The 11,469-nt window shown below is 51.8% G+C and carries 10 protein-coding genes and 1 riboswitch; of the genes, 6 read left to right on the top strand and 4 right to left on the bottom strand.

Features of this window, described 5'->3' with window-relative positions; all coding sequences use genetic code 11:
- Window positions 1-42: 42 nt before the first annotated feature.
- The 5 genes from C7E00_RS08035 to C7E00_RS08015 are packed head-to-tail and all read left to right on the top strand — an operon-like array spanning window position 43 to window position 6,977.
- Window positions 43-342: a WXG100 family type VII secretion target gene (locus C7E00_RS08035; protein ID WP_105304907.1), complete on the top strand. Its 300-nt coding sequence runs from the start codon at window positions 43-45 to the stop codon at window positions 340-342.
- A gap of 17 nt (window positions 343-359) precedes the next feature.
- Entirely contained in the window at window positions 360-659 is a 300-nt protein-coding gene (locus tag C7E00_RS08030; protein WP_105303798.1) for a pore-forming ESAT-6 family protein, read from the top strand.
- The gene (locus C7E00_RS08025) at window positions 637-2,778 is read left to right on the top strand and encodes an Ig-like domain-containing protein (RefSeq protein WP_105303797.1); all 2,142 of its coding nucleotides are present in this window, start codon (window positions 637-639) and stop codon (window positions 2,776-2,778) included. The genes C7E00_RS08030 and C7E00_RS08025 overlap by 23 nt, the downstream gene beginning before the upstream one ends.
- Window positions 2,775-6,704 carry an FtsK/SpoIIIE domain-containing protein gene (locus C7E00_RS08020; RefSeq protein ID WP_105303796.1) on the top strand — a complete coding sequence of 1,310 codons (3,930 nt, stop codon included), beginning with the start codon at window positions 2,775-2,777 and terminating at the stop codon, window positions 6,702-6,704. Before C7E00_RS08025 ends, C7E00_RS08020 begins: the two co-directional genes overlap by 4 nt.
- Before the next feature lie 15 nt (window positions 6,705-6,719).
- The gene (locus C7E00_RS08015; RefSeq protein ID WP_105303795.1) at window positions 6,720-6,977 is read left to right on the top strand and encodes a hypothetical protein; all 258 of its coding nucleotides are present in this window, start codon (window positions 6,720-6,722) and stop codon (window positions 6,975-6,977) included.
- Here C7E00_RS08015 and C7E00_RS08010 read toward each other — a convergent pair whose 3' ends face one another.
- The 4 genes from C7E00_RS08010 to C7E00_RS07995 are packed head-to-tail and all read right to left on the bottom strand — an operon-like array spanning window position 6,978 to window position 10,261.
- Window positions 6,978-7,808, bottom strand: coding sequence for a radical SAM/SPASM domain-containing protein (locus tag C7E00_RS08010; protein WP_105303794.1), 831 nt, complete (start codon window positions 7,806-7,808; stop codon window positions 6,978-6,980).
- A 55-nt stretch (window positions 7,809-7,863) separates the two neighbouring features.
- Window positions 7,864-8,610 carry an amino acid ABC transporter ATP-binding protein gene (locus C7E00_RS08005; RefSeq protein WP_105303793.1) on the bottom strand — a complete coding sequence of 249 codons (747 nt, stop codon included), beginning with the start codon at window positions 8,608-8,610 and terminating at the stop codon, window positions 7,864-7,866.
- Complete coding sequence (locus tag C7E00_RS08000) at window positions 8,600-9,391, bottom strand: amino acid ABC transporter permease (RefSeq protein WP_235897183.1); 792 nt, start codon at window positions 9,389-9,391, stop codon at window positions 8,600-8,602. The genes C7E00_RS08005 and C7E00_RS08000 overlap by 11 nt, the downstream gene beginning before the upstream one ends.
- A gap of 3 nt (window positions 9,392-9,394) precedes the next feature.
- The gene (locus tag C7E00_RS07995) at window positions 9,395-10,261 is read right to left on the bottom strand and encodes a transporter substrate-binding domain-containing protein (RefSeq protein ID WP_204378590.1); all 867 of its coding nucleotides are present in this window, start codon (window positions 10,259-10,261) and stop codon (window positions 9,395-9,397) included.
- A gap of 66 nt (window positions 10,262-10,327) precedes the next feature.
- Window positions 10,328-10,497, bottom strand: a riboswitch (Lysine riboswitch).
- A gap of 124 nt (window positions 10,498-10,621) precedes the next feature.
- Between C7E00_RS07995 and truB the strand changes: the two genes are divergently transcribed.
- Window positions 10,622-11,467, top strand: coding sequence for a tRNA pseudouridine(55) synthase TruB (gene truB, locus C7E00_RS07990; protein WP_167836523.1), 846 nt, complete (start codon window positions 10,622-10,624; stop codon window positions 11,465-11,467).
- The last annotated feature ends 2 nt before the right edge of the window (window positions 11,468-11,469 follow it).

The following is an 11,469-nucleotide window of genomic DNA, read 5'->3' as shown; positions in this document are numbered from 1 at the left end:
GTTCTTTCTGCAATGAAGAAAGCAGACAAGGAGGATGTCGAAATGCGTTCCATTGCAGTAGAACCAGAACAGCTTGAAGCAAGTGCAGCGAGAATTGAAGAACACAATCAGGATTATTCCAGGGCCTATGCCCAGCTATTCGACGCCGTCGATACGATGAAGGCAGGATGGCAGGGAAAGGACAACACTGCCTTCAGCACGCAGATTTCGAAGTTTCAGACGGACTTCAGAGAGATGTCGGTGCTCTGTTCCCAATATGCGGAATTTCTCAGAAACAGTGCGAAATCCTATCGGCAGATGCAGGAAGATCTCGCCTCGCAGGCAGCGAATCTCGCTCAGTGAACAGGAGGAAATGAAAGATGGCAGAACTGAAGATCACGCTGGCACAGGTCAGCGAATGCGCAGGACAGATCCGTTCCTGCAACCAGCAGATGTTTGAAGATCTGAATCAGATGAAAAAAGAGATGAATGATACCGCTGCATCCTGGATCTCGGATGGCGGACAGGAAATCAGATCGCGCTTCAATCAGTTTGCAGGCAGGTTCGATACCCAGAAAGAAACGATTGACAGCTATGCAAGATTCCTGGATCGCACCGTAGAGTCCTACGATTCCCTGGAAACGACGATTACCAGCAATGCGTCCGGCATGCAGGCTTAGGCATGCGTTTCTCCTTCTGATCTGCATCCCTGCAGTACTCCTGCAGGGGTGCAGCCGGAAGGCTGTAAATGGCATCAGCCTCGGAGAATGGATCAGAGAACTGGATGAAAGAGCAGGCATCAGCGAATACCGCGAAACTGCTCCGTATTTCATGAATGTCCCGATTGATTCTCCGTATTATGACTCGGTTCAGGCTGCTGTGGAATGGCAGGTTCTGGAACCTTCTTCCGGTTTTGATCCGGCTGCTCTCTTGACCAGGGAATGGGCGGCCAGCACCTTGATCAATCTCAGCGGAAGAGAGATGAAATCCGAAAGCAATCTGAAAATCAAGGATCGCAGTGCTTCCGCATTTCCGAAGCAGATCGAAGCAGCAGTGACCACCGGCTTCATGAGCGTCGATGAAAAGAATCGGTTCCGGCCGAAAGAAGTCATGGACAAAGAGGAAGCACTGATTCTGCTGGATCAGATGGTGGATTACATCAATCACCGCACGTTTGAGGATTCAGCAGAAGAGAACACAATCACGTTCAATGAAGCATTTGAGCAGGTGGAAGCAGAACCGATTCTCTTTGATGAAGAAAACCAGACAGCAGTATTCCCGGCTTCTTCGGGACTGAAAGAGAATTCCATTGCACTATGGGAAGATGAAAATGGTGAGCAGCATGGTCTTACCATTGACTCTGCAGAAGTATCAGAAGATGGCGAAACCCTCGAAGTGAAAGGACATGAAACCGAGTTTACGGAACTGATCAGCGACATGAACGCACATTCTTCGTTTGATGTCGACTTCACGCAGGCTGAGATCATTGATCTGATCGACGGGACCGTAGTTCAGTCAGCTCCCCCGGAAGTGAATGTGCCAGCCGGAGGAGTCCGGGAGATTCATGCGCCTCTTCTGAATATTCCGCATGAATTCCATGGCTACAAGATCAATTTCAGGACGACCAGGGACTCCATCTCCTGCACCGTGGATAAGAAGACCGCAGATGGTATGAAGATCCATGGCAGTGCTGTGCTGAACTCCGTAAAGCCTTCTTACGACGTCGATATCAGCAAGCTGAAGATCCAGGATGCTTATTTCAAAGTGGACTTCACGACGGTCGAACAGCTGAGTGTCAAGCGTGAGAAGAGTGCAGCAGCTGAGAAAAAGATTACGAATTCACTTCCCGCCAATGCTTTTCTTACCGCAGTCAATTCCCTCTACAGCAAACCTGAAAAAGAAATCACGGTTCCGATCGCATCAATCCGGATTCCGATTCCAGGAGTTCCGCTGACGGACATCGATATCCGTCTGAATGTGAAGATCTATGCGAGCGGAAAAGCGGAAGTGACCTTCACGCAGAATCATGCCGTCGGCATGGAAGTGAAGAACGGCGTCATGCGGGTCATCAATGATACCGGTCACTCCGAGAAGACGCTGTTTGAAGGAAATACCGGAATCTGCGCATCCGTCGGCATGGGCATCGGCAGCAGCGCAATCCGGGTTGCGGACTTTGATGTCGAAGGAGGCGCTGAGCTGAAAGCAGGTGCCACGATTCATCTCTATGATTCGGATGGCGGCCATCAGAAAGTCGATGGCGGCGAGCTTCCATATGATCTCCTGGACGATGTATCGGCGAAGTTCCCGGATGTTCTCGTCTGTGCGGATCTCAGTGCGCATCCGATTGTCTCTCTGAATCTCAATTCCTCAAAGACTCTGTTAGGAAAGATGGGATTTTCAAGGAAAACAAGCCTGCTGGAAAAAGGACAGGGAGAACTGCTGCCCAGCGGTCATCGGCATATGGAAAATGGACAGTGGGTCGCGAAATGCACCCGGAAAGACCGTGAAGCAAAGAAGAAGACTAATCTTGTCGAAAGCGACCAAATCCGGATCGCGAAATACAGTCTGATCGTCAGTCCCGGAGAGATGGAAGTGATTCCGCTCACGGCGATTCCGAAAGGCTATACGGTGAGTGATCTCGTCTTTGAATCAGAGAATCCGGAAATTGCCGGCGTCAGCGCAGGCAAGGTATCCGGAAACCGGGAAGGCAGCACGATCATCCGGATCCATACGTCTGATCAGGCTTACTCCATCAGCTGCAACGTCACAGTCCGCATTCCTGAGGCGTCCAAGTCATGATCGCCTGGATTGCGGATCCCGAACATGCTGAAGCGATCCGGATTCCCAAGGGATCTGTTCTGTTTCAGGTATTCGGGCAGGATGCGATGATCCTGAATGACTCCGGACGCATCTATCTGCGGCTTCCCCGCGGCATCCGCGCCAATCGAACTGAAGAGATCCGCCATGAAACGCGGATCTTTCTCACGGAAAGCCGGACGAAAAGAGAGGCATCTCTGTGCTTCAGCGGGGCCGAGGAAGGATATGAAGTATTTCATCGCTACTCCTGGCAAGGCGAGGTTCTTTCAATCGGCAACAGCCCGGAAGATACGATTCGGATCGCAGACCAGAATCTGGCTTCCTCACAGTTCAGAATTGATCGGAAACAGATGCTTATCCAGGCGGAAGAAGGAATTTCTGCCGTGCTGAACGGATCGCTGATCGACAAAGAACAATCCTTCTGCTGGTGCAGCTGCTTCCGGGTACTGAATCTGCAGATCGTATTTCATCCGGAATTTCTTCTGATCAATTCCTGCGGAAATCTGACCGTATCGCTGCCGCGGTTCGAGAAGAGTCCGGCAGAAAAGCTTCCGGAGGCATGCATGATCCGCATCGTGCGGACCTGGAGAGCTCCGAAGCTGCAGCGGGAACTGTCGCTGGAACTCGAAGAACCGATGCGGCTGGAAGAACATCAGAAGAATCCTCTGATTTTCATGATGGGACCAGCGCTGACGATGTCGAGTGCGAGTCTCTTCAGCGGCTCGCTTGCCATGTACAACGGGTATCTTGCAGGAAGAGGAATCGAGGAGATGCTTCCGATGGTGCTGCTTCCGGGTGTTATGGTCGTCAGCACGCTCGTCTGGAATCCGATGCAGCGGTTCTATGAGAAACACCGTGAGAAGATGCACAGCAGAGAACGTCTCAGGCAGTACGAACGCTATCTGATCGGGCTTCACTCGGATATCCAGGAAGAACAGAAGAAGTTCCGGATGGAATGCATGGAATGCTTTCCGGATCCGGATCATCTTCTCGCACTGCCTCTGAATCCGGCTTCCGTATTCCAGAAGACGCCCGGCCAGAAAGACTGGCTCATGGTAAGAGCAGGCATCGGAACGGTATCTTATTCGCTGAATCTGAAACGATCATTCCGCCTGAAACGGGATGATCCCCTGGCAGCACTGCTGCATGATCTGAATGAGCAGATCTGCTCGATGCCTGAGATGCCTGCCGTGATTCCGCTTTCCCGGTATTCCCGCATCGTCATCGATGCGGGAGAAGAGAATGAAGAATTCCTCTGGAACATGCTTGCATCAATTGCGGAAGACTTCGGCCCGGATCATCTGAAGATGATGTTCCTTGCCGATGAAAGCTACGAGAAGACGCATCCCTGGCTGCGCATGATTCCGCAGACGGAATGCGAAGTGGCAGGAATCCGGCTGATTGCAGGCACGCAGAATGAAGTCCGGGAAGCGTGCATGGCTCTGCATCAGGAAGGGGACCCGCCGGTCATCGTCGTGGCCCTGAAGCCGAATCTGATCACGCTGCTGGACGCCGTGAATCCGATGGTGATCCGTCTCAGCGAGGATCATAGCATTCCGGCAGGAACGGAGCTGCAGATTCATCTGAATCAGACAGAAGGAATTCTGCAGACGGATTCGGAAGCGAGAGAATTCCGCTGCGATCTGATCGGCAGAAGAAACTGGGAAGCATTCTTTTCTGCGCTTTCCAGATGCACGCTTCAGAAACGCAGCAGCACCATGCAGGCAGGTCCGTCTTTCTTCGATCTCTATCATGTGACTGATGTGAAATCACTGAAGATCCGCGAAGCCTGGGAAACCAATCTCGTCCGGGATCATATCCGCTCCCTGATCGGCATTGATTCCTGCGGAGAACCGGTGGTCCTCGACCTTCATGAAACTGGGAATGGTCCGCACGGACTGGTTGCCGGCATGACCGGTTCCGGAAAGAGTGAGTTTCTGATCACTCTGGTCCTCAGCCTGATCTGTGCCTACAGCCCGAGAGAGCTTCAGATCGTGCTGATTGATTTCAAGGGCGGCGGGGCTGCACAGATCTTCTCGAATGATCATTATGAAGTGCCTCATATTGCCGGGGTGCTTTCCAACCTGGATCTGTCTGAGATGGAGCGTGCCCTGGTGTCATTCCGCAATGAATGCCACCGGAGAGAAGTCCTGTTTCAGAAGCTCTGTCAGATTTCCGGAAGACCGGTGATGAATCTGAAGAGCTACCAGAAGATCTGGAAGGAAAGCTATGGCCTTCCGTATCTCTCCGCGATTCTGATCCTGGTGGATGAATTTGCGGAGCTGAAGAAGGAAGAACCGCAGTTCATGAAAGAACTGATCTCGATTGCCCGGGTAGGAAGATCGCTTGGCATTCATATGATTCTTGCCACGCAGAAGCCGTCCGGCGTCGTCGATGATCAGATCTGGTCGAACTGCCGGTTCAAGGTTTGCCTGAAAGTACAGGACCGCCAGGACAGCATCGAGATGATCCATTCTCCTGAGGCTGCCTGGATCCGCAAGCCGGGAGAACTGTATCTGTTCTGCGATGGTCTGAGTGTCCATGCGGCCAGCGGCTATGCCAATGCACCGAAGGAACAGTCTTCGCCAAGAGTTCAGGTTCTGGATGCGATGAAGCATGTCATTCTGGAAAATCGGGAAGAATGCGGCAGCGAAGAAACCCAGTCGGCTGCCGTGATCCGGGAAGTGCTGGAACTCGGCGCCGGATTTGAGGCACATAAGCTCTGGCTGCCTCCGGCAGAAGCTCCGGCTCTTGAGGAACTGGATCAGAGTGAAGGTGCAGTGCTCGGACGGGCAGATGACTTCTATCATTACCGGCAGCCGCTCCTGATGCTGAAACAGGAAACATATACGATGGCCGTCTTTGCGATTGACCGAAGCGACCGCCTGGCGTTTCTCCACGTGATTCTGTATGGGCTTCTGAAGATTCTGAAGCAGGGCGATGAACTGTTTCTGATGGATGATCTGAGCGGGAGTTTTGAGATGCTGAAAAAAGCTCCTCAGGTATGCAATGTCTTTGAAAGCTCTGATCAGGAACTGGTGCGCAACCTGTTCCGTCACCTGAGTCAGAGAAAGACATCCGATCAGAATGAATGCTATGTGCTGATCGATGACTACAGTGCGTTCCGGGAAAACGGTGAAAGCAATCAGCCGAATCTGCATAGTCTTCTGGAGAAGGCAGAGAAGCTGAAGATTCATTTCATTGTGTTCGTTTCCGGTTCTTCTGCGATCTCCTACCGGGATCTGACGCTGATTCCGTGCCGCATCAGCCTGCGCAACAGCAACCTGCAGGATCTGACCGGCATCTTTGAAACGGCAGTCCATAAGATCGTTGCGCATCCGTATACGGCGATGATCCGGACAGATCATCTGCTGGAAGTCCATTATCCGAAGATCACGGAAGCTGATCTTGCATCAGCTGCAGAACGTTCTTCCAGGAGGTATGGCTCAGAGAAGGCCTATGTGCTGCCGCAGGTGCCGGAGGTCATCTCCACTTCAATGTATCATGGGAAGGATCTTCTGCTTGGAATGGATATTGAGACGTATGAATGGATTGCCATTCCTGAAAGCGGAATAGCTCTGATCCTGTCGACTTATCCGGAAGAACAGGATCATCTGAGAAACGCATGGAAAGATCTGTTTGGGAACCTCATCCTGGATCCTTCAGAAGCAGAAGTGAAACAGATCCTGAAAGCAGGAAGAGGCGCGATGCTGGCAATGCCGTTTTCGAGGTATCAGGAGCTGAATTTACGTCATGATGCATCTTCTGCTCCGGTTATTTATGCCGGAGAAGGATTCCGGGAACAGTATGTATTTACTTCGCATTACCGCAAGCCGCTGAAGAAGAATCAGGCGATGTTCATTTCCAGAGGACGCTGCCGCATCATGCAGATTGCGGAATCGCGCTGAGCAGGAGGAGAATTGATGATGAAGGAACAGGTCCGGGTATTTCTGGAGTTTCCGGTTTCGCAGAAGATGTACGAATGCGTGCTGCCATGTTCGGCTTCTTTCCGGGAATGCATGAAGCTTCTGAGGCCGCTGCTTTCCGGTGAGATCGGTTCCTCGTACCGGATCGATGAGGAAACATGCATTTATGAAAAAGAACATCTGTGCCGATGCGACATGGATGTTCCATTAGGGAGTCTGAAAGCTGAGGATGGAATGACGTTTCTGATGCTGTGATCATCCGAAGCGTTTCCGGAAGCTGCAGGTTCTGCAGAAGGGTTCTGTGATCTGATGATTGCAGAATCCGTTTTTCATATTCAGATATCTCTCAGATTGAAGCAGTTCAGAGAGCGGCGTCTCAAAGACGTTCCCGAGATTGATGACGCCGGCAGCGTCCATGCAGCAGGGGATAAGGGTTCCATCAGAGAGGATGGCAATCTGATGAACCGCACCATGGCAGGTGCCGGTTTCGGAAGGAACTGCAGAGCCATCCGGCCAGGTGAACATGTTGTCATAAGTCAGATAGAGATTCCTGCCGAGTTTCAGATTGTGATTCCGATCCGTGGATTCAAACGGATAGCGTTCTTTCAGAAACTGCATGCAGGCAACGGCAGCCGGAAGATCATTCTGATCGCTCCGCCAGAAACGCAGTTCCATGATCGGATGGTCACTTTCCTGAACCTGCTTCATGAAGTGATCAATGGTATCCAGGTAAGAGGAAAGCAGGGAAAGATCCTGGGCCTGAACGGACTGCAGGGAAACTGAGAGCTTGCGCAGGGAAGGGTGAGAAAAGAGGTCAGGATAGCTGCTGAGCAGAGTGCCGTTGGTGACGAGCTGCACTTTCATCTCCGCTTCATCGCAGAGCGACAGGATCTGTTCAAACTCAGGATGGGTGAGCGGTTCGCCGCGCACATGCAGGTAGAGATACGGAGTCACGGAACGGATCTGCGGCAGCAGCTTCGCAACCTGTTCTCTTGACATCATCCTTCCACTTCTTGCCACAGGCGTGCAGAAGGGACAGTGAAGGTTGCAGAGATTCGTGATTTCAAGGTATACCCGCCGGATCATGAAAACAGTTTAACGCAGAAAAAAGCGGAATCCAATGGACTCCGCGATTGAGTGATCAGAAATGGATGAATGCCGAGAGGAATTCTCTGGTGCGTTCGGATGATGGATTGGTGAAGATCTGTTCCGGACTTCCCTGTTCTTCGATCTTTCCCTGATCCATGAAGACGATTTTGTCAGAGACGCCTCTGGCGAAGTTCATCTCATGCGTCACGATGATCATCGTAAGACCAGTTCCTGCTAGTTCTTTCATGACGGAAAGCACTTCATTGACCATCTCGGGATCGAGGGCTGAAGTCGGTTCATCAAACAGCATCAGCTTGGGATCCATGCAGAGAGCTCTGGCGATCGCAACGCGCTGCTTCTGGCCGCCGGAGATCTGGGAGACGTCTGCCTCTGAAAAGGATTCCATGCCGACCCGCTTCAGGAGTTCCATGGCTTTTGCCTGGGCTTCTTCATTGGAGCGGTGAAGGACTTTCACCTGAGGTACCACGCAGTTCTGCAGCACATTCATGTTGCGGAACAGATTGAACTGCTGGAAGCACATGCCGACCTTTGCCCGGTAGGCATTGACATTTTTCGTATGCAGAATATCTTCTCCGAATACCCGGATCTCTCCGGAATCTGGCTTCTCGAGCAGGTTGATGCAGCGAAGCAGGGTAGACTTGCCGGAACCAGAGCGGCCGATCAGGGTCACGACCTCGCCTTCTCGGACATCAAAGTCAACCCCTTTGAGGACCTGAAGGGAGCCGAAGCTTTTATGGACATTCCGGATTTCTACCATGGATGAAGATTCAGAAATCATCCGAACTCCTTTCCGAGCTTTTCGGGGATCCTGCGAACTTCATGTTGTTCGGATCGGTATCGCTCTGCGGAAGGCTGACCTTGCGCTTGTTCAGGCGGCCTTCAATATAGTTGAGAATCAGAGTGGCAATGGTCGTCAGAATCAGATAGATCATCGCTTCGATGAAATAGGTTTCGGTGAAATGGAACGTGCTGCCGGCAATGGATTTCGACTGGAACATGAGTTCCGTGATCGAGATGATCATCAGGACGGAAGAATCCTTGATATTGACGATCAGCTCATTGCCGATTGCCGGGAAGGCATTGCGGATTGCCTGCGGCAGCACCACGCTCATCATCGTCTGGCTGTTCGACATCCCGAGGGATCGTGCGGCTTCAGTCTGACCGGGATCTACTGCCTGGATTCCGGAACGGATGATCTCAGACATATAAGCACCGGTATTGACGCTGATGACGAAGATGGCCGCGGTCATGTTGTCCCAGTGAATCACATTAAGCAAGGCATAGTAGATGAATACTGCCTGCACCATCATCGGCGTTCCGCGGAAGATGCCGATATAGATATTCGCGATGATATCGAAAAGCTTCTTGAAGAAACGTGCTGGCTTGGAAGCAGTATAGTCGAGTTTCACGGCCCGGAACCCGCCGACCAGAAGGCCGATCAGGAAACCGAATGCAGTGCCGGTCAGCGAGACAATCAGGGTGGTGCGGACACCCAGCATGAGGCTGGATCCGTACCGGTTCAGAATGTCACTGATATTGGTAAAGAACGTGTTATTCATTGATTACTCTTCGGTAGCCGGCTGACGATCCACCGCATCCTGCATCATCTGCTGGCGTTCGTCTTCGCTGATCGTATCAAGGGCACTCTGCAGCTTGTCCTTCAGATCCGTGTTGTCCTTGGAAACACCGATGGAAACAGAAGAATCTGCTTCAAAGCCATGGCCTTCTTCAAACCGTACGATCGCAAGATCCGGATTAGCTGCGACGACACCGTTGGCAACCGGAAGTTCGGAAACCACAGCATCGACACCGCCAGCCTGCAGAGCCTGGATCGAAGCGGGGAAGGTTTCAGCTGCCGGCTGATGATCAACACCCTGGATCTGATCGATGACTTCATCATAGATCGTGTTCATCTGGCCCTGGACCTTGTAGCCGGAAAGCTGCTGGATATCCGTGATGCTGGCAAGATCGCTGTCTGCGCGGACGATAACAACTTCTTCCGATACATAATAAGGAGTAGTGAAGTCAATCTCCTTTTCCCGGTCCGGCGTATCCGTCATGCCGGCGATGATCGCATCAATCTGATTGTTCTGCAGCGACAGGATCAGGTTGTCCCAGTCGAGCTTGACGATCTGCACCTCATAGCCCATCTTGTCGGCAAGGGTCTCTGCCATGACAACATCATACCCATCGCAGTAGTCCACATCGGAAATCGGCTGAGCAGTATCGCTCTTGGTTGTCGAGCTCCAGTTGAACGGTGCATAGTTGCATTCCATGCCGACCCTGAGCGTCTGCTTTCCGGAATCTGCCGATGCAGAAGAAGCTGCGGTTGCAGCAGCGGGCGCCGATGCAGTGCTCGAAGAGCCGCATCCGGCAAGCAGGAGTGCACCGGAGAGAGTGATCGCGGAAATACGGATAATCTGATTCATAAGTTCATTCCTCCTCATCAAAACAAAACCGTATGCTATCACATACGGCCTTGATGAGTTCAATCCATATCCGATAGCGCCACTTCAGTAACTGAAGGAGTAGTGCAGATCTTTTCTGCACTCCCACGCACAGGTTCCTGCCGGAAGACTGCGTTCGGCGACGATTGCCTTTCCCATGCTTCAATGCCCGCCGGCTCTGCATGGTACTCTTCTGCGCCGCTACCTCTATGCTGTTTTGTTTTACGGAATTAATATAGCGGAATCAGTAAGAATGTCAACCTGTTTTCTGAAAAAAGATTCATAATTATGAAATCCGTGATTTTACAAGAAGGCCGCAAAACAGGTATAATGCACAAGGTTATGGATAGCATACTTCTGATTCAGAAACCGGCTGGCATCACGAGTTTTGACGCGGTCCGCCGCTGCCGGAACATCTTTCATGAAAAGAAAGCAGGACATACCGGAACCCTGGATCCTCAGGCTTCCGGTCTTATGATCATCCTGCTCGGAAAATACACGAAGCTTGCCCCGTATTGTGCATGCGATCATAAGCATTACGTGGCAGAATTCCGCCTCGGAACGAAATATTCGACCGGGGATGTGTTCGGTGAACCGCTTGATAGAAAAGCCCCTGCCGATCATTCTATCGACGAGCTGAACGAAGCAGCCAGGTCGCTGACAGGGAAGATCATCCAGATTCCGCCGATGTACAGTGCGGTCCATGTGGGCGGCCATAAGCTGTATGAGTATGCCAGAAAAGGGAAGGAAGTCGAACGTCCTGGCCGGCTTGTGACCGTCAATTCGCTTTCCATCGGAAAAAAGGATGAAGAAACCTGGACGATGGATGCCATCGTCTCTTCGGGTACCTACATTCGGACCCTGATCGAGGATCTCGGAAACCTGATCGGCGAATATGCGGCGATGAGTGCCCTGCAGAGAACCGGCATCGAAGGACTTTCTCTGTCTGATGCCAATACGTTTGAACAGCTGGAAACAGATCCGGTTTATGCAGAACCTTATCAGGTTCTGAAACCCTCGCTTCCCCTGGTATCCATACAGGATCCGGAATCTGTTCTGCACGGCCGGCCGCTGAAGCTTGACCGAGAGGAAAACGAGGTTATCATCATAGACGGCAGTAAGAAGATCCTTGCGGCATATCAGAAACGTGACGATGGACTCTATCACTGCGAGAGAGGGCTTTTCTGAAT

It is taken from the genome of Anaerolactibacter massiliensis, assembly GCF_900290205.1.
Classification (GTDB): Bacteria; Bacillota_I; Bacilli_A; order Erysipelotrichales; family Erysipelotrichaceae; genus Bulleidia; species Bulleidia intestinalis.
The sequence above is the reverse complement of the archived record's forward strand: the minus strand, read 5'-3'. Positions and strand labels throughout refer to the sequence as shown.